The organism is Streptomyces sp. DT190, assembly GCF_049846985.1.
GTDB lineage: Bacteria > Actinomycetota > Actinomycetes > Streptomycetales > Streptomycetaceae > Streptomyces.
Map to the genome: position 1 here is coordinate 13,092 of NZ_JBNCNM010000012.1, position 21,588 is coordinate 34,679.

The following is a 21,588-nucleotide window of genomic DNA, read 5'->3' on the forward strand; positions in this document are numbered from 1 at the left end:
GTATCAGACCCCATGACTTACAACCCTGAGAGGGATTGACGCATAGTGCTCGACGTCAACTTCTTCGACGAGCTCCGGATCGGTCTGGCTACCGCTGACGACATCCGTCAGTGGAGCCACGGCGAGGTCAAGAAGCCCGAGACCATCAACTACCGCACCCTCAAGCCCGAAAAGGACGGACTCTTCTGCGAGAAGATCTTCGGTCCGACCCGGGACTGGGAGTGCTACTGCGGCAAGTACAAGCGCGTCCGCTTCAAGGGCATCATCTGTGAGCGCTGCGGCGTCGAGGTCACTCGCGCCAAGGTGCGCCGTGAGCGGATGGGCCACATCGAGCTGGCCGCCCCGGTCACGCACATCTGGTACTTCAAGGGTGTTCCGTCGCGGCTGGGCTACCTGCTCGACCTGGCGCCAAAGGACCTCGAGAAGGTCATCTACTTCGCTGCGTACATGATCACGTACGTCGACGAGGAGCGCCGCACCCGCGACCTGCCCTCGCTGGAGGCCCACGTCTCCGTCGAGCGCCAGCAGATCGAGCAGCGCCGCGACGCCGACCTGGAGGCCCGCGCCAAGAAGCTCGAGACCGACCTGGCCGAGCTGGAGGCCGAGGGCGCCAAGGCCGACGTGCGCCGCAAGGTGCGCGAGGGTGCCGAGCGTGAGATGAAGCAGCTGCGCGACCGCGCGCAGCGCGAGATCGACCGTCTCGACGAGGTGTGGAACCGGTTCAAGAACCTCAAGGTCCAGGACCTGGAGGGCGACGAGCTGCTCTACCGCGAGCTGCGCGACCGCTTCGGCACGTACTTCGACGGCTCGATGGGTGCCGCGGCGCTGCAGAAGCGCCTGGAGTCCTTCGACCTCGAGGAGGAGGCCGAGAAGCTCCGCGAGATCATCCGCACCGGCAAGGGCCAGAAGAAGACCCGTGCGCTCAAGCGCCTGAAGGTCGTCTCCGCGTTCCTGCAGACCAGCAACAGCCCCAAGGGCATGGTGCTGGACTGCGTGCCGGTCATCCCGCCGGACCTGCGTCCGATGGTGCAGCTGGACGGTGGCCGCTTCGCGACCTCCGACCTGAACGACCTGTACCGCCGTGTGATCAACCGCAACAACCGCCTGAAGCGCCTTCTCGACCTCGGTGCGCCCGAGATCATCGTGAACAACGAGAAGCGCATGCTCCAGGAGGCCGTGGACGCGCTGTTCGACAACGGCCGTCGCGGCCGCCCGGTCACCGGCCCCGGCAACCGCCCGCTGAAGTCCCTCAGCGACATGCTGAAGGGCAAGCAGGGCCGCTTCCGCCAGAACCTGCTCGGCAAGCGCGTGGACTACTCCGCGCGTTCCGTGATCGTCGTCGGTCCGCAGCTGAAGCTGCACCAGTGCGGTCTGCCCAAGGCGATGGCGCTGGAGCTGTTCAAGCCGTTCGTGATGAAGCGCCTGGTCGACCTGAACCACGCGCAGAACATCAAGAGCGCCAAGCGCATGGTCGAGCGCGGCCGCACGGTCGTGTACGACGTGCTGGAGGAGGTCATCGCGGAGCACCCGGTTCTGCTGAACCGTGCGCCCACGCTGCACCGCCTCGGTATCCAGGCCTTCGAGCCGCAGCTGGTCGAGGGCAAGGCCATCCAGATCCACCCGCTCGTGTGCACCGCGTTCAACGCGGACTTCGACGGTGACCAGATGGCCGTGCACCTGCCGCTCTCCGCGGAGGCGCAGGCCGAGGCCCGCATCCTGATGCTGTCCTCGAACAACATCCTCAAGCCGGCCGACGGCCGCCCGGTGACGATGCCGACCCAGGACATGGTCCTCGGTCTGTTCTTCCTCACCACCGACGGCGAGATGCGCGAGCTCAAGGGCGAGGGCCGTTCCTTCGCCTCCGTCGCCGAGGCGATCATGGCCTTCGACGCGGGCGAGCTGTCGCTCCAGTCGAGGATCGACGTCCGCTTCCCGGTCGGCACCATCCCGCCGCGCGGCTGGACCCCGCCGGCGCGCGAGGAGGGTGAGCCCGAGTGGCAGCAGGGTGACAGCTTCCGGCTGAACACCACCCTGGGCCGCGCGCTCTTCAACGAGCTGCTGCCCGAGGACTACCCGTTCGTCGACTACGAGGTCGGCAAGAAGCAGCTCTCCGAGATCGTCAACGACCTCGCCGAGCGCTACCCGAAGGTCATCGTGGCGGCGACGCTCGACAACCTGAAGGCGTCCGGCTTCTACTGGGCCACCCGTTCCGGCGTGACCGTGGCCATCTCCGACGTCGTCGTTCCCGAGGCGAAGAAGGAGATCGTCAAGGGCTACGAGGCGCAGGACGAGAAGGTCCAGAAGCAGTACGAGCGCGGTCTGATCACCAAGGACGAGCGCACGCAGGAGCTCATCGCGATCTGGACCAAGGCGACCAACGAGGTCGCCGAGGCGATGAACGACAACTTCCCGAAGACCAACCCGATCTTCATGATGGTGAACTCGGGTGCACGAGGCAACATGATGCAGATGCGTCAGATCGCCGGTATGCGTGGTCTGGTGTCGAACGCGAAGAACGAGACGATCCCGCGTCCGATCAAGGCGTCGTTCCGTGAGGGCCTGTCCGTGCTGGAGTACTTCATCTCCACGCACGGTGCCCGTAAGGGTCTGGCGGACACCGCTCTGCGTACCGCCGACTCGGGTTACCTCACGCGTCGTCTGGTCGACGTCTCCCAGGACGTCATCATCCGCGAGGAGGACTGCGGCACCGAGCGCGGTCTGCGTCTGAAGATCGCCGACCGGAACGCCGAGGGCACGCTGATCAAGGCGGAGGACGTCGAGACGTCCGTGTACGCGCGCTGCCTGGCCGAGGACATCGTGGTCGACGGGCAGGTGCTGGCCCCGGCCGGTACCGACCTGGGCGACGTCCTCATCGAGGAGCTCGTCTCCCGCGGCGTCGAGGAGGTCAAGACCCGCTCGGTCCTGACCTGCGAGTCCGCCGTCGGCACCTGCGCGATGTGCTACGGCCGTTCGCTGGCCACCGGCAAGCTGGTCGACATCGGTGAGGCGGTCGGCATCATCGCCGCCCAGTCCATCGGTGAGCCCGGCACCCAGCTGACGATGCGTACCTTCCACACCGGTGGTGTGGCCGGTGACGACATCACCCAGGGTCTGCCGCGTGTCGTCGAGCTCTTCGAGGCCCGTACCCCGAAGGGTGTCGCCCCGATCTCCGAGGCCTCCGGCCGCGTGCGGATCGAGGAGACCGAGAAGACCAAGAAGATCGTCATCACGCCGGACGACGGCAGCGACGAGACGGCGTACCCGATCTCGAAGCGCGCCCGTCTCCTGGTCAGCGAGGGCGAGCACGTCGAGGTGGGCCAGAAGCTCACCGTGGGTGCCACCAACCCGCACGACGTGCTGCGCATCCTGGGCCAGCGTGCCGTCCAGGTCCACTTGGTCGGCGAGGTCCAGAAGGTCTACAACTCGCAGGGTGTGTCGATCCACGACAAGCACATCGAGATCATCATCCGGCAGATGCTGCGCCGCGTGACGATCATCGAGTCCGGCGACGCCGAGCTGCTGCCCGGCGAGCTGGTCGAGCGCTCGAAGTTCGAGCACGAGAACCGTCGTGTGGTCCAGGAGGGCGGTCACCCGGCCTCCGGTCGTCCGCAGCTGATGGGTATCACCAAGGCCTCGCTGGCGACGGAATCCTGGCTGTCGGCCGCCTCCTTCCAGGAGACGACCCGAGTCCTGACGGACGCGGCGATCAACGCCAAGTCCGACAGCCTCATCGGCCTCAAGGAGAACGTCATCATCGGTAAGCTCATCCCGGCCGGTACGGGTCTGTCCCGCTACCGCAACATCCGGGTCGAGCCGACCGAGGAGGCCAAGGCCGCGATGTACTCGGCCGTCGGCTACGACGACATCGACTACTCGCCGTTCGGCACGGGCTCCGGCCAGGCCGTTCCGCTGGAGGACTACGACTACGGTCCGTACAACCAGTAAGCGAGTCGCTTGAACGGAGGGCGGTCATCCTTGGGGGTGGCCGCCCTCCGGCGTGTCCACGGGGGGTGGGGCGCGGCCCCTGAGCCCTCTGGAGGGGCCGTGGGAGCCCTCCCGGGCGCCGGCCGCCCTGGCCGACACGCCGGGCCCGTTCGGGACGCCCCGGTGCCGGAAAGCGTGCTTCGGCGCATCATGGAAGGACTCCGGCTCCGGGGAGGTGCTCCGTGTCGCAGCCGCCCTATCCGTCCTGGCAACCCTGGCAGGGTCACAGCGTTCCGTCGATGCTGGCCTCGCACGCCGATCGGGAACGTGCCGTCGACGTGCTCAGAGCGGGGTACGGGGAGGGACGGATGGAGCACGGGGAGTTCGAGAAGCGGGTGGCGCGGGCGTACGCGGCGCGGACCGTGGGGGAGCTGGCGCTGCTCGTCGCCGATCTGCCGCAGGGGCCGGTGCCGCACTCCGTGCCGGCCGTGGCCGTGCCGCCGGCGTTCCTGCCGGTGCCGCGGCCGCAGACCAACGGCAAGGCGGTCGCCGCCGCCGTGTGCGGGCTGCTGTGCGTGCCGACGATGGGGCTGACCGGCATTCCGGCCGTCGTGCTGGGCCACATCGCGCGCTCTGAGATCCGCAGCCGGGGCGATCTGGGGGACGGGCTGGCCCTGACCGGGCTCGTGCTCGGGTGGCTGTCCACGGCCGGCTGGGCACTCGTGCTGGTGCTGCTGACCCTGGTGTCGATCGCCGCCGGGTGACGCCCGGCCGCTGCCGCCGGGTAATGTAGGCAAATCGGACAGCTTCCGCTGAAATGAAGATCGACGACGCCCGAGGGTCTTGACATGTCCCGCATACCGATGCGGGCGGTGCCCATTTGTTTTGACCGCAGCGAATGCGATAGGTACGCTCAGACCTTGTGCCTGGGGTGTGCCCTGGCTCTCGTGCGTGCCATCAACCGCACGTCGAGCCGTAAGCGGCCACCGCAATCTGCGCTTAATTCTGCCTGGCGGCGGGAGTCCGCGGGATTCGACACACCCGACCGCGTGGGTCGGCGATGTTCCAGGTTAGCTGTACCCATCGGCACACAGAAACCGGAGAAGTAGTGCCTACGATCCAGCAGCTGGTCCGCAAGGGCCGGCAGGACAAGGTCGAGAAGAACAAGACGCCCGCACTCGAGGGTTCGCCCCAGCGTCGTGGCGTCTGCACGCGTGTGTTCACGACCACCCCGAAGAAGCCGAACTCGGCCCTCCGTAAGGTCGCGCGTGTGCGTCTGACCAGCGGCATCGAGGTCACGGCCTACATTCCGGGTGAGGGACACAACCTGCAGGAGCACTCGATCGTGCTCGTGCGCGGCGGCCGTGTGAAGGACCTGCCGGGTGTTCGCTACAAGATCATCCGCGGTTCCCTCGACACCCAGGGTGTCAAGAACCGCAAGCAGGCTCGCAGCCGTTACGGCGCCAAGAAGGAGAAGTAAGAATGCCTCGTAAGGGCCCCGCCCCGAAGCGCCCGGTCATCATCGACCCGGTCTACGGTTCTCCTCTGGTGACCTCCCTGATCAACAAGGTGCTGCTGAACGGCAAGCGCTCCACCGCCGAGCGCATCGTCTACGGCGCCATGGAGGGCCTGCGCGAGAAGACCGGCAACGACCCGGTCATCACGCTGAAGCGCGCTCTCGAGAACATCAAGCCGACCCTCGAGGTCAAGTCCCGCCGTGTCGGTGGTGCCACCTACCAGGTCCCGGTCGAGGTCAAGCCCGGCCGTGCCAACACCCTGGCGCTGCGCTGGCTCGTCGGTTACTCCCGCGCCCGTCGCGAGAAGACCATGACCGAGCGTCTGCTCAACGAGCTCCTCGACGCCAGCAACGGCCTGGGTGCCGCTGTGAAGAAGCGCGAGGACACGCACAAGATGGCCGAGTCCAACAAGGCCTTCGCGCACTACCGCTGGTAGTCGCAGACCCCATCGAGACCGAGAGAAGACTGAAGCCTTATGGCTACCACTTCGCTTGACCTGGCCAGGGTCCGCAACATCGGGATCATGGCCCACATCGACGCGGGCAAGACGACCACCACCGAGCGGATCCTGTTCTACACCGGCGTTTCGTACAAGATCGGTGAGGTCCACGACGGCGCTGCCACCATGGACTGGATGGAGCAGGAGCAGGAGCGTGGCATCACGATCACCTCTGCTGCCACCACCTGCCACTGGCCGCTGGAGGACGTCGACCACACCATCAACATCATCGACACGCCGGGCCACGTCGACTTCACCGTCGAGGTGGAGCGTTCCCTGCGCGTGCTCGACGGTGCCGTGACGGTGTTCGACGGCGTCGCCGGTGTCGAGCCGCAGTCCGAGACGGTGTGGCGTCAGGCGGACCGCTACGGCGTTCCGCGTATCTGCTTCGTCAACAAGCTGGACCGGACCGGTGCCGAGTTCCACCGCTGCGTGGACATGATCTCGGACCGCCTGGGCGCGCAGCCGCTGGTCATGCAGCTGCCGATCGGTGCCGAGGCGGACTTCAAGGGTGTCATCGACCTCGTGACGATGAAGGCCCTGGTCTGGTCGGCCGAGGCGACCAAGGGTGAGATGTACGACACCGTCGACATCCCGGACACCCACCTCGAGGCTGCCGAGGAGTACCGCGGCAAGCTGCTCGAGGCCGTCGCCGAGAACGACGAAGAGCTGATGGAGCTGTACCTGGAGGGCACCGAGCCCACCGTGGAGCAGCTCTACGCCGCGATCCGTCGCATCACCATCGCGTCCGGCAAGGGCGGCGGCACCACCGTCACCCCCGTGTTCTGCGGCACCGCGTTCAAGAACAAGGGCGTGCAGCCTCTGCTCGACGCCGTCGTGCGCTACCTGCCGTCGCCGGTCGACATCGAGGCCATCGAGGGCCACGACGTCAAGGACCCGGAGAAGGTCATCGCGCGGAAGCCGTCGGACGAGGAGCCCCTCGCCGCGCTGGCGTTCAAGATCATGAGCGACCCGCACCTCGGCAAGCTCACCTTCGTCCGGGTCTACTCGGGCCGCCTGGAGTCCGGCACCTCGGTGCTCAACTCCGTCAAGGGCAAGAAGGAGCGCATCGGCAAGATCTACCGCATGCACGCGAACAAGCGTGAGGAGATCGACTCGGTGGGCGCCGGCGACATCGTCGCCGTCATGGGCCTGAAGCAGACCACCACCGGTGAGACGCTGTCCGACGACAAGAACCCGGTCATCCTGGAGTCCATGGACTTCCCGGCGCCGGTCATCCAGGTCGCCATCGAGCCCAAGTCGAAGGGCGACCAGGAGAAGCTCGGCGTCGCGATCCAGCGCCTGGCCGAGGAGGACCCGTCCTTCCAGGTCCACTCGGACGAGGAGACGGGCCAGACCATCATCGGTGGTATGGGCGAGCTGCACCTCGAGGTGCTGGTCGACCGTATGCGCCGTGAGTTCAAGGTCGAGGCCAACGTCGGCAAGCCGCAGGTCGCCTACCGCGAGACGATCCGCAAGGCCGTCGAGAAGGTCGAGTTCACCCACAAGAAGCAGACGGGTGGTACCGGCCAGTTCGCCCGCGTCATCATCGCGATCGAGCCGATCGAGGGCGGCGACGCCTCGTACGAGTTCATCAACAAGGTGACCGGTGGCCGTGTGCCGAAGGAGTACATCCCTTCGGTGGACGCCGGCGCGCAGGAGGCCATGCAGTTCGGCATCCTCGCCGGTTACGAGATGACCGGTGTCCGCGTGACGCTGCTCGACGGTGCCTACCACGAGGTCGACTCCTCCGAGCTCGCGTTCAAGATCGCCGGTTCGCAGGCCTTCAAGGAGGCCGCGCGCAAGGCCAGCCCCGTACTCCTTGAGCCGATGATGGCCGTCGAGGTCACCACGCCCGAGGACTACATGGGTGAGGTCATCGGTGACATCAACTCCCGCCGTGGCCAGATCCAGGCCATGGAGGAGCGGGCCGGTGCCCGCGTCGTGAAGGGCCTCGTGCCCCTCTCGGAGATGTTCGGCTACGTCGGCGACCTGCGCAGCAAGACGTCCGGCCGTGCGAGCTACTCCATGCAGTTCGACTCCTACGCCGAGGTTCCGCGGAACGTCGCCGAGGAGATCATCGCGAAGGCCAAGGGCGAGTAACGCACCGCGTCTACACGCCGTAGGCTTGACTCCGGAGCCTTGAGGGGCATTCCACCGCAATCGTGGTGAGAGTGCCCCGGGGCCCGGGCTTTCCAGCAAAGATCACCTGGCGCCGATGAAGTAAGGCGTACCAGAACCACTCCCAGGAGGACCCCAGTGGCGAAGGCGAAGTTCGAGCGGACTAAGCCGCACGTCAACATCGGCACCATCGGTCACATCGACCACGGTAAGACGACCCTCACGGCCGCCATTACCAAGGTGCTGCACGACGCGTACCCGGACATCAACGAGGCCTCGGCCTTCGACCAGATCGACAAGGCTCCTGAGGAGCGCCAGCGCGGTATCACCATCTCCATCGCGCACGTCGAGTACCAGACCGAGACGCGTCACTACGCCCACGTCGACTGCCCCGGTCACGCGGACTACATCAAGAACATGATCACGGGTGCGGCGCAGATGGACGGCGCCATCCTCGTGGTCGCCGCCACCGACGGCCCGATGCCGCAGACCAAGGAGCACGTGCTCCTGGCCCGCCAGGTCGGCGTTCCGTACATCGTCGTCGCGCTGAACAAGGCCGACATGGTGGACGACGAGGAGATCCTGGAGCTCGTCGAGCTCGAGGTCCGTGAGCTCCTCTCCGAGTACGAGTTCCCGGGCGACGACGTTCCCGTCGTCAAGGTCTCCGCTCTGAAGGCCCTCGAGGGCGACAAGGAGTGGGGCAACTCCGTCCTCGAGCTCATGAACGCCGTCGACACCGCGATCCCGGAGCCGGAGCGCGACGTCGACAAGCCGTTCCTCATGCCGATCGAGGACGTCTTCACGATCACCGGTCGCGGTACGGTCGTCACCGGCCGTATCGAGCGTGGTGTCCTGAAGGTCAACGAGACCGTCGACATCATCGGCATCAAGACCGAGAAGACCACCACCACGGTCACCGGCATCGAGATGTTCCGGAAGCTCCTCGACGAGGGCCAGGCCGGTGAGAACGTCGGTCTGCTCCTCCGTGGCATCAAGCGCGAGGACGTCGAGCGCGGCCAGGTCATCATCAAGCCGGGCTCGGTCACGCCGCACACGGAGTTCGAGGCGCAGGCCTACATCCTGTCCAAGGACGAGGGTGGCCGCCACACGCCGTTCTTCAACAACTACCGCCCGCAGTTCTACTTCCGTACGACGGACGTGACCGGCGTGGTGACCCTCCCCGAGGGCACCGAGATGGTCATGCCGGGTGACAACACCGAGATGAAGGTGGAGCTCATCCAGCCCGTCGCCATGGAGGAGGGCCTGAAGTTCGCCATCCGTGAGGGTGGCCGGACCGTGGGCGCCGGCCAGGTCACCAAGATCACCAAGTGAGTCCTCGGACTGGCTTGACGGTCGATTGACCTGAGTGGCTCGAAGGGGCCCGTACGACTTCGGTCGTACGGGCCCCTTTGCCGTGTCCGGCGGTGTCGGCGCGTCAGGAGGTCAGCCGAGCGTCCACTTCTGGTTGGCCGCGCCGGTGCACGTCCAGATCTGCAGCGGGGTGCCGTCGGCGGAGGAGTTGCCCTTGGCGTCCAGGCACTTGTCCGCGCCGACGTTGACCAGGTCGCGGGCCGCGGTGTGCACCCACTGCTGGGCCCTGGTGCCGTTGCAGGTGTAGAGCTGCACCGCTGCTCCGTCGGCGGTGGACCCGCCGCGCACGTCCAGGCACTTGCCGAGGGCGCGTACGGTGCCGTCGGCGCCGAGCGTCCACTTCTGGGCGTCGACACCCGTGCAGTTGTGCAGCTGGATGGGCGTGCCGTCGGCCGTCGAGGCGCCGGCGACGTCGGCGCACATGCCGCCGATGCCCTTGATGGCGCCGGTGGTGCCGCCGGAGCCGCCGCCGTCGGTGGTGGAGACGCGGACGTAGTCCACGGTCATCGTCTGCGGGAACCGCGTGTTCCCGTCCGGGCTGCCGGGCCAGTTGCCGCCCACGGCGAGGTTGAGGATCAGGAAGAAGGGGTGGTCGTAGACCCACTTCCTGCCGCCCAGGTCGGCCGGGGTGCGGGTCTGGTACGTCTGCCCGTCGACGGACCAGGTGATCTTCTCGGGGGTCCAGTCGACGGCGAAGACGTGGAAGTCGTCGGCGAAGGCCCGGCCGCCGGAGAGGGTGTAGGCCGCGCCGATGCCGCCGCTGCCGGAGTAGCCGGGGCCGTGCAGGGTGCCGTGGACGGTGCCGGGCTCGTAGCCGACGTTCTCCATGATGTCGATCTCGCCGCTGTTGGGCCATCCGACGCTGCCCAGGTCGTTGCCGAGCATCCAGAACGCGGGCCACATGCCCTGGCCGCGCGGCACCTTGATCCGGGCCTCGAAGTGGCCGTACGCCTGCGTGAACGTCCGGGCCGTGTTGAGCCGGGCGGAGGTGTACTGGCAGGTGCCGTACCAGCACTGGAGGCCCGGGTCGGTGTTCTTGCGGGCGGTGATGACCAGGTTGCCGTTGCCGTCGAGGGCAACGTTGTCTCTGCTGTTCGTGTAGTACTGCAGCTCGTTGTTGCCGTTGCCGGAACCGCCGGTCTCCACGGTCCACTTGGCCGGGTCCGGGGCGGTGCCGGCGGCGCCGTCGAACTCGTCGGACCAGGTCGCGGCGGCGGCGGTGGTGCCGGCGGTGTTCGCCTGTGCGGTGGCGTCGGCCTGTGCGGCGGACGGGCCGAGGGCGGTCAGGGTGAGCGCGGCGGCGGCGGAGGCGCAGACCAGCGGGACGAGTCTGCCGAGTGTCCGTCGGCGTGTGCGATGAGCAGCCATGGCTGTACACACCTTGTCTGTGGGGGATGGGGGGAGTGGGCCGACGCTGGTCGGCCGTGGGGGGATGGTACGAACGGTTCACCACGCAACCAACTGCCCGATTGGTCCGTCAACCCCTCTTGAAATGCGCTGAGTTGGAGCCGACCGGCTGACCTCCACTTCGCTTAAAGCCCGCTTAAGGCGGCGTTAAGGAGGGGCGGAGCCGAGGCCGGCCTCAGAGGTCGATCTCGGCCCAGACGGTCTTGCGGGGCGAAAGGCCCCGGGTGACGCCCCAGCGGTCGGCGAGCGCGTCGACGAGCAGCAGGCCGCGGCCGGACTCGGCGTCGGGGGAGGGGCACCGGGGGGCCGGGTGCCGGTCGTCGCGGGTGTCGGTCACCTCGATGCGCAGGGTGCCGCCGACCACGTAGAGGAGCAGGCGGAAGTCGCGGCCCGGGACGCGGCCGTGGGTGACGGCGTTGGCGGACAGTTCCGCCACGACCTGGGCCGCCCGGTCCGACGGCAGCCCCCAGGAACGCAGTTGCTCGACGACGAGGAGCCGGGCGAGGCGGGCGCCGCGGGCGGTGGGGGAGAGCCGGACGCTGAAGTTGCGGACCCGGAGGGCGGGTTCGGGTCCGGTCTCGGTGGGGGAGTTCTGCTTCACGTCACCCAGCGTGGCTGGGTGCGCCTACCGTGAACAGTGACTCAGCGAGTGCGTACGGTGACTGTCCGGAGCTTGTCCGGTCGTGTCCGGGCTGTCGGTGCCGGGCGTACGGGTAGGGCGCTGAGGCAGGGGCGTACGACGGAAGGGTGCGGGATGACGGCCGAGGCGGCGGAGACGGGACGGCTCAGGAGCGAGGCGGACGAGCCGGGGTGGGAGGTGGACCCCGACGACGAGTGGGGTGTCGCCGTCATCGCGACGGTGGGGCGGCAGCTGAAGCTGCGGCGGGAGGCGGTGGGGCTGCGGGCCGCGGAGTTCGGGACGGCGGTGGGGTACGGGGAGGACCTGGTCTACAAGATCGAGGGCGGGAAGCGGATTCCCCGCCAGGAGTACCTCGCGGCGGCGGACCGGGTGCTGGGGGCGGGTGGGCTCATCGCGGCGACGTGGGAGGACGTGAAGAGGGTCCGCTATCCCAAGAAGGTGCGGGAACTCGCCCAGTTGGAGGGGCGGGCGGTGGAGATCGGGGTGTACGAGTGCAACAGCGTGCATGGGCTGTTGCAGACTCCGGCGCATGCGCGGGCGTTGTTCGAGTCATGGCAGCCGGCCTACTCGCCGGACGAGGTCGACCAGCTCGTGGCCGCGCGCATGGCTCGCCGGTCCGTCTTCGAGCGGTCGCCTGCTCCTTCGCTCAGTTTCGTCCAGGAGGAGGCCACGCTGCGGCGCCCGGTCGGGGGCACAATGGTCTGGCGTCAGCAGCTTGAGCGCCTGCTGGAGGTGGGCCGGTTGCGCAACGTCAGGCTCCAGGTGATGCCGACGAGCAGTGAGGCCCATCCCGGTCTGAACGGGAGGATCGAGGTGCTGAAGTTCGGGGACGGCACCGCGGTGGGCCGGTCCGACGGCGCCTTCAGCGGCCGGCCGACCACCGACCCGAAGCAGATCCAGATCCTCGAACTGCGGTATGGCACCATCCGGGCTCAGGCCCTCCCCCCACGGGAGTCGCTGACCTACATCGAGGAACTGCGGGGAGAGACATGATCCGCAACGCTGAACTGACGTGGTTCAAAAGCAGCTACAGCAGTGGCCCGGACGGCAACTCCTGCGTCGAGATCGCGATAGCCCCGGACACCGCGACGGTCCACGTCCGGGACTCCAAGCAGACACAGGGCGCTCGGCTGGCGGTGTCGCCCGGGGCGTGGGCAGGCTTCGTATCCGGGCTTCCCGCTGCCTAGTGGCACGATGTGCGCACGGAACAAGGATCGATTGATCGTCTGAACGTGCGAACGGGGAGGCCGGCGTCATGGCCCGCTACATGGAGGCAGTGACCGTCGAGCGGGGCGGTTTCCGGATCAAGGTGCCGGAGTCGTGGTGGGAGTTCGACGTCCGGCCGGAGTCGCGGGACGACTCGATCCGTCGGATGGTGACCGAGCGGGTGCGGCAGCGGCCGGAGCTGGAGCAGTACCGGGACACGTACGTCGACTTCCTGCGCAAGGCCGCGGCGGACGCCTGGAAGTCGGGCGCGCTGTACTGCGGCTGCATGGCGGAGAACTTCGGCGGCGACACCCCCATCACGGGGTCCGTGACCGTCTCCCTGGTCGGCGGCCGCGACGAGCGCGGTGAGCCGCTGTCGAACGACCCGGCGGCCGTCGCGGGCCAGCTCGCGGTGAAGGAGGCCAGGCGGGAGGGCGACTCCTGGCGCAAGGTGACCACGGTCGACATCCCGGGCGCCGGCCCGGCGGCGCGCACGTACGGCGTCGAGGACATCGCCGTACCGGGCGATGAGCTCAACCGCACGGTCCGGGCCGTGCTGATGCAGACGTACATCCCGGTGCCGGGCCAGGAGGGCAAGGTCGCCCTGGTCGCGGGCAGCAGCCAGGTCCTGGACCTCGCGGACTCGTTCTTCGACATCTTCGACGCGATCACGTCGACGTTCCGGTTCACGGCCTGATGCCTCCCGGGTGGGACTGGGCGAGTGGGCAGGGCTTGCTGGGCCTGGACGACCCGGAGGAGTGGGACGCGGCGTTCGAGCGGGGCGAGGCCGGTCTCGGGACGGCCGTGATCGGTCTGGCCTTCCACTGCACGCCGGCGGAGGTGTCGCCGCGGATCATCAGGGCGATGCGCTTGCCGGACGCCGGCCAGCGGGGGTTCGCCTTCACGGCGGCGGGCCACGCGGCGCGGCTGAACGGGGAGTTGACCCCGGAGCTGTACGCGGCCCTGCGCGCCGAGGGCCCCGGCGGCGTCGCCGAGCACCCCATCAGGGATGTCCTGACCTTCGTACCGCTGCGGAGGCTGCCGTGGTGGTTCAGGTGGCGGTGGGCGTACGCGGCGGTGCGGGACGGGCTGGAAGCCTGGTGGATCCGGCTCGTGCACGCCGTCGAGGATGCCTGGCGGATCGTGCGATAAGTTCACTCCCGCATACGGCTGTTGACGTAGGTGCGGGCGTGACGGGGGTTGCGGTATGGCGGGTCACAGGCCGACGGACTGGCATGTCCTGGATCTGGACAAGGACCCGACCCCGGGCGATCCGCAGCGCGTGCGCACACTCGCGAAGCAACTGCACGACTTCGCCGACGACGTCTCCGACGCGCTGCGTCTGGTCAAGGGCATGGCGGGCGAGGGGACGCTGCTGGAGTGGGCGGGCAAGTCGGCGGACGTCTTCAAGGAGGACTTCGCCGACGTCCCGAAGAACCTCAGGAAGCTGAAGAAGTCCTAGGAGATGTGCGGGGACGCGCTGGCGGACTTCTGGCCGAAGCTGGAGCGCGCGCAGTCCCTGGCGGACAAGGCCCTGCGCAAGGGCCGGGAGGCCCGCGACAACCTCTCCTCCGCGCAGTCCCGCCTCGCCTCCGCCGACTCGTGGGTGACGCGGGCCGGCAAGGAGGCGGACAAGTACAAGGACGACCCGACCGGCAGCACGTCCGACGCGGACAAGCCGGACGAGGCGAAGGTGCGGGCCGCGACGCGGGACGTGCAGCACGCGAAGTCCGCCCAGACCAGGGCCCAGTCGGACGTCTCCGACGCGCAGGACGCGCTCGCCGCGGCGAAGAAGATGGCCGAGGACGCCCGCAGGATGCGCGAGGAGGCCGCGCGGGAGGCCAAGTCGAAGATCGACGAGGCCTCGGACGCCGGCATCCGGAACCGGTCCTGGTGGGAGGAGGTCGGCGACTGGTTCGTCGACAACTGGGACACCATCGTCGCGGTGTGCAAGGTCGTCGTGGCCGTGGTCGGCATCGTCGCGATGATCATCGGTGGGCCGATCCTGGGCGCGATCGTGCTGATCGCGGCGGCGGTCGTGCTCGCCGACACGCTCTACAAATACAGCAAGGGCCGAGCGTCCCTGTGGGACGTGGGGCTGGCGGCTCTGGACTGCATCCCGGGCATGAAGGGCCTGACGACCCTCGGAGGGTTGGCCAAGGGCATGAAGGCCTTCGGGAAGGTCGGCCTCAAGGGCATGGCGCAGGGCGTCAAGGGGCTGGGCAGGTCCTTGAGGGGCGGTGCGGGCGACCTCGTCAAACGGGCCAAGGCGCTTGCCGGGCGCTGCCCCGGCGGTGACCCCATCGACATGGTCACCGGCGAGATGCTGATGTACGACACCGATGTCGAGCTTCCCGGGATCCTGTCGCTGGTGCTGAAGCGCACGCACATCTCCACGTACCGGGAGGGACGGTGGTTCGGCCGGTCGTGGGCGTCCACGCTGGACGAGCGGGTGGAACTCGACGGGCAGGGGGTGCTGTTCGCAGCGGAGGACGGCATGATCCTCGCCTATCCCGTGCCTCGCCCCGGCGAGCCGACCATGCCGCTGGAAGGCCCGCGATGGCCGCTGGAATGGGACGGACCGCAACACGGCACCCTGCGCATCCACGACCCGGCCCTCGGCGTCACCCGTCACTTCACGGCGGTCGCCCAACCGCTGCCGGACATGCCGTACACCCTGGCGCTCACCGCGATCACCGACCGGAACGACAACCGCATCGACATCGACAGGGACCCGGATGGCGCGCCGGGCACGATCCGGCACTCGGGCGGCTACCACATCGAGGTCGAGACGACGGACGGCCTGGTGACGTGCCTGCGTCTGAGGGACACAGCCGCTGACGACGGCGCCACGACGCTGCTGCGCTACGGGTACTCGTCCGACCGCAACCTCGCAGAGATCTACAACTCCTCCGGCCTGCCCTTCCGGCTCGAGTACGACGACCGCGCGCGCATCGTCTCCTGGACCGATCGCAACGGCAGCTGGTACCGGTTCACCTACGACGGCGATGACCGCTGCGTAGCGGGACGGGGCGCCGACGGGTTCCTGGACTGCGTCATCGACCACGACCCCGGGCAGCGTCGCACGACGTACACGAACTCCCTCGGCCACTCCCTCCGGTACGAGTACAACCAGCTCCTGCAGCTCGTCCGGGTGACCGACCCCCTCGGGCGGCAGGAATCGCTCTCATGGGACCGCCACGGACGATTGCTCAAGCAGATCGACCCACTGGGACGTGAGACGGCGTACACGTACGACGAAGCCGGCAACGTCACGTCGATCACGGGTCCCGACGGCCGCCGGGCCACCGCCGAGTACAACCAGTGGCATCTCCCCGTCCGGACCGTCGGTGGTGACGGAGCCGTGCGGACCTACCGCTACGACGAGCGCGGCAACCGTACGTCGGTGGTGGAACCGCAGGGCGCGGAGACCCGCTTCGGTTACGGCCCCGGCGGGGCCCTCACCACGATCACCGACGCCCTGGGTGCGACCGTGTCGATGGTCACCGACGCCGCGGGGCTTCCGGTGCGTGTCACGAGCGCCACGGGTGCGGTCGTCGAGTACTCCCGGGACGCCTTCGGCCGCATCGAGACCGTGACGGACCCGCTGGGGGGAGTCACCCGGATCCTCTGGACGACGGAGGGCCAAAGAAGCAAGAGGATCGCAGCCGACGGCAGCACGGAGTCCTGGACCTGGGACGCAGAGGGGAACCTCCTCGCGTACACGGACCCCGCGGGGGCGACGACCCTGTCGACGTACACGCACTTCGACCTGCTGGCGAGCAGGACCGACCCCGTCGGCGGGACTCTCCGCTTCGACCGCGACACCGAGCTGCGGCTCACCACCGTCACCAACCCCTTGGGGCTGACCTGGAACTACACCTATTGACGCGGCGGGCCGACTCGTCGCCGAGGAGGACTTCGACGGACGTTCGCTGACGTACGTCCACGACGAGGTGGGGCGTCTGGTCCGGCAGGTCAACGGCGCCGGCGAAACCATCGAGTTCGTACGCGACGTGGTCGGCAACGTCCTGGAGAAACGGGTCGGAGACACGACCACCGTCTTCCGCTATGACGATGCCGGGCTGCTGAAGGAAGCGCTGGCGCCCGGGACCCGCCTTGCCTACCGCCATGACGAGTACGGCCGTGTCACGGAGGAGACCGTCAACGGCCGGACCAGCACCTTCCGCTACGACCTGGCCGGTCGGCGCACCACCCGACTGACCCCCTCCGGAGCAGCCAGCCACTGGTCCTACACCCCGGACGGGCTGCCTGAGGAACTGGCGGCCTTCGACCACTCCCTGCGCTTCGCGCATGACGCCGCGGGCAGGGAGACGGAGGTGCGGCTGGACGAAGCCCTGTCGGTGCGGCAGGAGTGGGACGCGATGCACCGGCTGCGCAGGCAGACGGTTCTCCCGGTCGGCACGGCGGACCACGCCGTCCCGGAGGCAGCCTTCGCGGACCGCCGGTACGTCCATTCCGCGCGCGGCCCCGTCGAGACCGTCGACGCCCGGACCGGCGGGAAGCGCTACGAGCTGGACGCGAAGGGCCGGGCCACCGGTGTCCGCGCGCAGTCCTGGACCGAGGGCTACGCGTACGACTCCGGGGGACGGCTGATCTCCTCCCGGCGGGAGCAGGGCGACGGCACCGGGGACACACCTGCCCAGCGGTACACGTACACCGGAAACCGCCTGACGAGAGCCGGCCGCACCCGCTACGCGTACGACGCCCAGGGCAGGGTGGTCCGGCGGACGCGGAGATCCCTCTCAGGCGTCCGCAAGACCTGGACCTACACGTGGAACGCCGAGGACCGGCTGATCGGTCTCGTCACCCCGGACGGGACGACCTGGCGCTACACCTACGATCCGCTGGGACGCCGCATATCCAAGGAACGCCTGGACTCCGCCGGCGAAACAGCCGAGGCCGTGTATTTCGTCTGGGACGGCACACGCCTGGCGGAGGAGATACGCGACTCGGGGTCCGGCAACCGCACCACCCTCACCTATGAGTACGCGCCCGACAGCCACCGTGCGATAGCCCAGAGCCGTCGCGAGTGGCTTCGGGATGCGCCGCAGGACGAGGTCGACCGCAGGTTCCGGCTCATCGTGAGCGATCTCGCGGGAAGCCCGCTGGAACTGCTCTCGCCGCACGGCAGGACCACGTGGAAAAGCAGAGCAGGTCTGTGGGGTGCACAAGAAGGCGTGCGCCCGGCGGAGGAAGACTTCCGCCTTCGGTTTCCCGGTCAATACTTCGACGCGGAGAGTGAGCTCCACTACAACTGCTTCCGCTATTACGACGCGCACTCGGCCCGATACATCTCACCCGACCCGCTGGGTCTCGCGGCCGGACCCGACCACTACGCGTACGTGGTCAACCCGATGGTCTGGTCGGACCCGCTGGGGCTCCAGTCCTGCCCCACCTTCAAGGGACTCGCCTGGATGACCGACAAGATGCTGAAGCGTCCTTCGTTCAGGTACCAGCGTGTCGTGTCCGGCGTGGACTACGAACAGATCTGGAAGCTCTCCGACGGCCGGGCGGTGCACATGGACGGCGGCCCGACCAACGGCTGGATCATGGAAGCGAAGTTCACCGGGGGCCGGGAAAGCGAATGGGCCAAGTCCGCCTATAATCCCGAGAGCTCGCTCTACAACGAGAAGAAAATCACCGACCAGGCCGCCAAGCTATTGCAGATGAACGAGGAGCTGGGTGGAAAGGGGGTGCGCTATGCCATTTCGAACCAGGCGGGCGCGGCTCATTTCCGAGAGGTGCTCGGCACTCATTTCCCGGAAGCAATGGCGAATGGTACGCTGGCGGTCTTTCATGTGCCCGGCAATGGTATGAGTGGAATGAGTAAATGGTTGACGTAAGTTTCGAATTGGGTCAGCTGTCCGAACTCGACGAACTCACGGGCCCGGCGGCGGCCGCCGTTCTCGACGCCACCGGCTGGGACGGCGAACGCCGGAATCCCGCAAAGGCCTGGGCCACGACCTGGCGCCGGGGCGACGCGCGCGCCTGGATCCAGGGCGACGGTCCGGTGGAGGTGGAGTTCACGCTCTGGTACCGGGAGGTCGAGGACGAACGGCCGGACCCGGACACCTACATCGACGACCTGTACGACGCCGCTTCCGCCGAACTTCCCACTGTGGTGGCCCAGTTGGAGTCCGGAGCGCTCGGCGGGCGGCTGGAGGCCGCCGACGAGGACCTCACCGGCGGGGTGGACTACGTCGACCACACCGCGTGGCGGCTCGCGGACAAGGTGGTCCTGGCCGGCGTCAGGCACGACGACACCGAGGCGCCCGTCCAGCTGGTGGTCGTGATCCGCGACCACGGCGCCGGCGAGCAGGACGACGAGGGGGAGTGGCTCTGACGCCCGGCGGGGGTGTTGCTGCCCGGCGACGGCCCCGCGCGCCCCTGGTTTGACCTTCGTCACCCCCGGGGTATTCTCTCCGGCTCGATTGGCGTCGAGGATGCCCCGTATGGCAGACTGTCCGAGTTGCTCGGTCGAGTGTTGATGCTGCGCGCCTCCCGCCGGGAGGACCGGAAGCGAGTCCCACAGTACTCGTCGTCCTAACTGCCACACGGCAGCGCTGGGGCGGACGTACGGGAATCTTTCGGGAAGCAAGGTGCGGCACCGGCCAGGCACCCGGTGGGCCTTCCGCCCCCGGCTCGCGGTTCCGGAAGGGCCGTGTGCAATCCCGCAGGGATGTTCGAACAAGGGACATCTGTGTCAGCGGGAGCGCGACACGCCCGACCGCGTGGGTCGGAGGAACGAAGGCAGCAGAAGGAATCCACCGGGTTCCAGAGCGTAAGAGAGACAGGACTACTGAGTAGCCATGGCGGGACAGAAGATCCGCATCCGGCTCAAGGCCTACGACCACGAGGTCATCGACAGCTCGGCGAAGAAGATCGTCGAGACGGTGACGCGTACTGGTGCGTCGGTCGCGGGCCCGGTGCCGCTGCCCACTGAGAAGAACGTGTACTGCGTCATCAAGTCGCCGCACAAGTACAAGGACTCGCGCGAGCACTTCGAGATGCGCACGCACAAGCGCCTGATCGACATCCTCGACCCCACCCCCAAGACCGTTGACTCTCTGATGCGACTCGACCTCCCGGCCGGTGTCGACATCGAGATCAAGCTCTGAGGCCGGTGATCTGAGAGATGGCTAAGCAGATCAAGGGCATCCTGGGCGAGAAGCTCGGCATGACGCAGGTGTGGGACGCGAACAACCGCGTCGTCCCGGTCACCGTCGTCAAGGCCGGCCCCAACGTCGTCACCCAGGTCCGCACGAACGATGTCGACGGCTACGAGTCCGTCCAGATCGCCTTCGGCGAGATCGACCCGCGCAAGGTGAACAAGCCCCTCAAGGGCCACTTCGCCAAGGCCGACGTCACTCCCCGTCGCCACCTCGTCGAGATCCGCACCGCGGACGCCTCCGAGTACACGCTGGGCCAGGAGATCACCGCTGAGGTGTTCGAGGCCGGCGTGAAGGTCGACGTGACCGGCAAGAGCAAGGGCAAGGGCTTCGCCGGTGTCATGAAGCGCCACAACTTCCGTGGCCTCGGCGCCGGACACGGCACCCAGCGCAAGCACCGCTCTCCCGGTTCCATCGGTGGCTGCGCCACCCCGGGCCGTGTGTTCAAGGGCCTCCGCATGGCGGGTCGCATGGGCAACGAGCGGGTCACCACCCAGAACCTGACCGTCCACGCCGTTGACGCGGAGAAGGGTCTGCTGCTCATCAAGGGCGCGGTTCCCGGTCCGAACGGCGGCCTCGTCCTGGTCCGCACCGCGGCCAAGGGGGCCTGAGGTAATGAGCACTGTTGACATCCTTTCGCCGGCGGGCGACAAGGCCGGTTCCGTCGAGCTCCCCGCGGAGATCTTCGGCGTTGAGAAGGTCAGCATCCCGCTGATCCACCAGGTCGTCGTCGCGCAGCTGGCCGCGGCCCGTCAGGGCACGCACAAGACCAAGACCCGTGGCGAAGTCCGCGGCGGTGGCAAGAAGCCGTACCGCCAGAAGGGCACCGGTCGCGCCCGTCAGGGCTCGACCCGCGCGCCGCAGTTCGCCGGTGGTGGCGTCGTGCACGGTCCCGTGCCGCGTGACTACTCGCAGCGGACCCCGAAGAAGATGAAGGCTGCCGCTCTGCGTCACGCCCTCACCGACCGGGCCCGCCACAACCGCATCCACGTCGTCTCCGGCGTCGTCGAGGGCGAGAACCCGTCGACGAAGGCCGCCCGGACGCTGTTCGGCAAGATCTCGGAGCGCAAGAACCTGCTCCTGGTCGTCGACCGCGCCGACGAGGCCGCGTGGCTGTCCGCCCGCAACCTGCCCCAGGTCCACATCCTGGAGCCGGGCCAGCTGAACACGTACGACGTTCTCGTCTCGGACGACGTGGTCTTCACCAAGGCCGCTTTCGAGTCCTTCGTGTCGGGCCCGAAGGCCAATGACACCGAAGGGAGCGAGGTCTGATGGCCATCCGTCACCCCGCTATCGCCTCGAAGGCTGCCAAGAAGGCCAAGGAGGCCCGCCTCAAGAAGGCGCGCCGCCACGCCACCGAGGGCAAGAACACCGTCGAGACCCCGCTGAGCAAGTCCTTCACGGACCCCCGTGACGTGCTGCTCAAGCCGGTCGTTTCGGAGAAGAGCTACGCGCTCCTCGACGAGGGCAAGTACACGTTCATCGTCGACCCGAGCGCCAACAAGACCCAGATCAAGCAGGCCGTCCAGGCGGTCTTCTCGGTCAAGGTCACCGGGGTCAACACGATCAACCGCCAGGGCAAGCGCAAGCGGACCCGCACCGGCTTCGGCCAGCGTGCGTCCACCAAGCGCGCGATCGTGACCCTCGCCGAGGGCGACCGTATCGACATCTTCGGCGGTCCGACCGCCTGAGGGCGGTCCGGATCGTCCG

At 68.0% G+C, this 21,588-nt stretch carries 20 protein-coding genes; 18 read left to right on the forward strand and 2 right to left on the reverse strand.

Annotated elements, in window-relative coordinates; genetic code table 11:
* Positions 1-45 precede the first annotated feature (45 nt).
* The 6 genes from ACPXCS_RS21275 to tuf all read left to right on the forward strand — a co-directional run bounded on the left by ACPXCS_RS21275 (position 46) and on the right by tuf (position 9,393).
* On the forward strand, positions 46-3,945 hold the full coding sequence (locus ACPXCS_RS21275; RefSeq protein ID WP_425948562.1) for a DNA-directed RNA polymerase subunit beta': 3,900 nt from the start codon (positions 46-48) through the stop codon (positions 3,943-3,945).
* A gap of 278 nt (positions 3,946-4,223) precedes the next feature.
* Complete coding sequence (locus ACPXCS_RS21280; protein ID WP_425948590.1) at positions 4,224-4,688, forward strand: DUF1707 and DUF4190 domain-containing protein; 465 nt, start codon at positions 4,224-4,226, stop codon at positions 4,686-4,688.
* A gap of 344 nt (positions 4,689-5,032) precedes the next feature.
* Positions 5,033-5,404 carry a 30S ribosomal protein S12 gene (gene rpsL / locus ACPXCS_RS21285; RefSeq protein ID WP_003948652.1) on the forward strand — a complete coding sequence of 124 codons (372 nt, stop codon included), beginning with the start codon at positions 5,033-5,035 and terminating at the stop codon, positions 5,402-5,404.
* Between the two features lie 2 nt (positions 5,405-5,406).
* A complete protein-coding gene (gene rpsG, locus ACPXCS_RS21290; RefSeq protein ID WP_003998848.1) occupies positions 5,407-5,877 on the forward strand; it encodes a 30S ribosomal protein S7 in 471 nt (156 codons plus the stop codon).
* Positions 5,878-5,916: 39 nt separating this feature from the next.
* Positions 5,917-8,043 (forward strand): elongation factor G, encoded by a 2,127-nt coding sequence (gene fusA / locus ACPXCS_RS21295; RefSeq protein WP_425948560.1) that lies wholly within the window; start codon positions 5,917-5,919, stop codon positions 8,041-8,043.
* A gap of 156 nt (positions 8,044-8,199) precedes the next feature.
* Positions 8,200-9,393: an elongation factor Tu gene (gene tuf / locus ACPXCS_RS21300; RefSeq protein WP_351356012.1), complete on the forward strand. Its 1,194-nt coding sequence runs from the start codon at positions 8,200-8,202 to the stop codon at positions 9,391-9,393.
* A gap of 111 nt (positions 9,394-9,504) precedes the next feature.
* On the opposite strand, the gene ACPXCS_RS21305 is transcribed toward tuf, so the two are convergent.
* A complete protein-coding gene (locus tag ACPXCS_RS21305) occupies positions 9,505-10,800 on the reverse strand; it encodes a family 16 glycosylhydrolase (RefSeq protein WP_425948559.1) in 1,296 nt (431 codons plus the stop codon).
* 214 nt (positions 10,801-11,014) lie between these two features.
* Entirely contained in the window at positions 11,015-11,449 is a 435-nt protein-coding gene (locus ACPXCS_RS21310) for an ATP-binding protein (protein ID WP_425948588.1), read from the reverse strand.
* Between the two features lie 144 nt (positions 11,450-11,593).
* Here ACPXCS_RS21310 and ACPXCS_RS21315 point away from each other — a divergent pair, with 144 nt between their 5' ends.
* The 12 genes from ACPXCS_RS21315 to rplW all read left to right on the forward strand — a co-directional run bounded on the left by ACPXCS_RS21315 (position 11,594) and on the right by rplW (position 21,569).
* Positions 11,594-12,472 carry a helix-turn-helix domain-containing protein gene (locus ACPXCS_RS21315; protein WP_425948557.1) on the forward strand — a complete coding sequence of 293 codons (879 nt, stop codon included), beginning with the start codon at positions 11,594-11,596 and terminating at the stop codon, positions 12,470-12,472.
* Positions 12,469-12,666 (forward strand): DUF397 domain-containing protein, encoded by a 198-nt coding sequence (locus tag ACPXCS_RS21320; protein WP_425948556.1) that lies wholly within the window; start codon positions 12,469-12,471, stop codon positions 12,664-12,666. The genes ACPXCS_RS21315 and ACPXCS_RS21320 overlap by 4 nt, the downstream gene beginning before the upstream one ends.
* A gap of 68 nt (positions 12,667-12,734) precedes the next feature.
* Entirely contained in the window at positions 12,735-13,382 is a 648-nt protein-coding gene (locus tag ACPXCS_RS21325; protein WP_425948554.1) for a hypothetical protein, read from the forward strand.
* A complete protein-coding gene (locus tag ACPXCS_RS21330) occupies positions 13,382-13,837 on the forward strand; it encodes a hypothetical protein (RefSeq protein ID WP_425948552.1) in 456 nt (151 codons plus the stop codon). Before ACPXCS_RS21325 ends, ACPXCS_RS21330 begins: the two co-directional genes overlap by 1 nt.
* Before the next feature lie 55 nt (positions 13,838-13,892).
* A complete protein-coding gene (locus tag ACPXCS_RS21335) occupies positions 13,893-14,147 on the forward strand; it encodes a hypothetical protein (RefSeq protein WP_425948550.1) in 255 nt (84 codons plus the stop codon).
* A 3-nt stretch (positions 14,148-14,150) separates the two neighbouring features.
* A complete protein-coding gene (locus ACPXCS_RS21340; protein WP_425948548.1) occupies positions 14,151-16,574 on the forward strand; it encodes a DUF6531 domain-containing protein in 2,424 nt (807 codons plus the stop codon).
* A 67-nt stretch (positions 16,575-16,641) separates the two neighbouring features.
* Positions 16,642-18,552: an RHS repeat domain-containing protein gene (locus ACPXCS_RS21345; protein ID WP_425948546.1), complete on the forward strand. Its 1,911-nt coding sequence runs from the start codon at positions 16,642-16,644 to the stop codon at positions 18,550-18,552.
* Positions 18,540-19,052 (forward strand): hypothetical protein, encoded by a 513-nt coding sequence (locus ACPXCS_RS21350; protein WP_425948545.1) that lies wholly within the window; start codon positions 18,540-18,542, stop codon positions 19,050-19,052. The genes ACPXCS_RS21345 and ACPXCS_RS21350 overlap by 13 nt, the downstream gene beginning before the upstream one ends.
* Before the next feature lie 466 nt (positions 19,053-19,518).
* Positions 19,519-19,827, forward strand: coding sequence for a 30S ribosomal protein S10 (gene rpsJ, locus ACPXCS_RS21355; RefSeq protein ID WP_003948644.1), 309 nt, complete (start codon positions 19,519-19,521; stop codon positions 19,825-19,827).
* Between the two features lie 17 nt (positions 19,828-19,844).
* Positions 19,845-20,489 carry a 50S ribosomal protein L3 gene (gene rplC / locus ACPXCS_RS21360; RefSeq protein WP_010036739.1) on the forward strand — a complete coding sequence of 215 codons (645 nt, stop codon included), beginning with the start codon at positions 19,845-19,847 and terminating at the stop codon, positions 20,487-20,489.
* A 4-nt stretch (positions 20,490-20,493) separates the two neighbouring features.
* Positions 20,494-21,150 (forward strand): 50S ribosomal protein L4, encoded by a 657-nt coding sequence (gene rplD / locus ACPXCS_RS21365; protein WP_190195939.1) that lies wholly within the window; start codon positions 20,494-20,496, stop codon positions 21,148-21,150.
* Positions 21,150-21,569, forward strand: coding sequence for a 50S ribosomal protein L23 (rplW, locus tag ACPXCS_RS21370; protein ID WP_425948542.1), 420 nt, complete (start codon positions 21,150-21,152; stop codon positions 21,567-21,569). The genes rplD and rplW overlap by 1 nt, the downstream gene beginning before the upstream one ends.
* Positions 21,570-21,588: the final 19 nt, after the last annotated feature.

What these genes read in the sequence shown, in the direction of transcription:
- ACPXCS_RS21280 (WP_425948590.1), top strand. Translation starts at nt 4,224, where the DNA reads ATGCTGGCCTCGCACGCCGATCGGGAACGTGCCGTCGACGTGCTCAGA.
- rpsG (WP_003998848.1), top strand. Translation starts at nt 5,407, where the DNA reads ATGCCTCGTAAGGGCCCCGCCCCGAAGCGCCCGGTCATCATCGACCCG.
- fusA (WP_425948560.1), top strand. Translation starts at nt 5,917, where the DNA reads ATGGCTACCACTTCGCTTGACCTGGCCAGGGTCCGCAACATCGGGATC.
- ACPXCS_RS21305 (WP_425948559.1), bottom strand. Translation starts at nt 10,800, where the DNA reads ATGGCTGCTCATCGCACACGCCGACGGACACTCGGCAGACTCGTCCCG.
- ACPXCS_RS21315 (WP_425948557.1), top strand. Translation starts at nt 11,594, where the DNA reads ATGACGGCCGAGGCGGCGGAGACGGGACGGCTCAGGAGCGAGGCGGAC.
- ACPXCS_RS21320 (WP_425948556.1), top strand. Translation starts at nt 12,469, where the DNA reads ATGATCCGCAACGCTGAACTGACGTGGTTCAAAAGCAGCTACAGCAGT.
- ACPXCS_RS21325 (WP_425948554.1), top strand. Translation starts at nt 12,735, where the DNA reads ATGGCCCGCTACATGGAGGCAGTGACCGTCGAGCGGGGCGGTTTCCGG.
- ACPXCS_RS21330 (WP_425948552.1), top strand. Translation starts at nt 13,382, where the DNA reads ATGCCTCCCGGGTGGGACTGGGCGAGTGGGCAGGGCTTGCTGGGCCTG.
- ACPXCS_RS21335 (WP_425948550.1), top strand. Translation starts at nt 13,893, where the DNA reads ATGGCGGGTCACAGGCCGACGGACTGGCATGTCCTGGATCTGGACAAG.
- ACPXCS_RS21340 (WP_425948548.1), top strand. Translation starts at nt 14,151, where the DNA reads ATGTGCGGGGACGCGCTGGCGGACTTCTGGCCGAAGCTGGAGCGCGCG.
- ACPXCS_RS21350 (WP_425948545.1), top strand. Translation starts at nt 18,540, where the DNA reads ATGGTTGACGTAAGTTTCGAATTGGGTCAGCTGTCCGAACTCGACGAA.
- rpsJ (WP_003948644.1), top strand. Translation starts at nt 19,519, where the DNA reads ATGGCGGGACAGAAGATCCGCATCCGGCTCAAGGCCTACGACCACGAG.
- rplC (WP_010036739.1), top strand. Translation starts at nt 19,845, where the DNA reads ATGGCTAAGCAGATCAAGGGCATCCTGGGCGAGAAGCTCGGCATGACG.
- rplD (WP_190195939.1), top strand. Translation starts at nt 20,494, where the DNA reads ATGAGCACTGTTGACATCCTTTCGCCGGCGGGCGACAAGGCCGGTTCC.
- rplW (WP_425948542.1), top strand. Translation starts at nt 21,150, where the DNA reads ATGGCCATCCGTCACCCCGCTATCGCCTCGAAGGCTGCCAAGAAGGCC.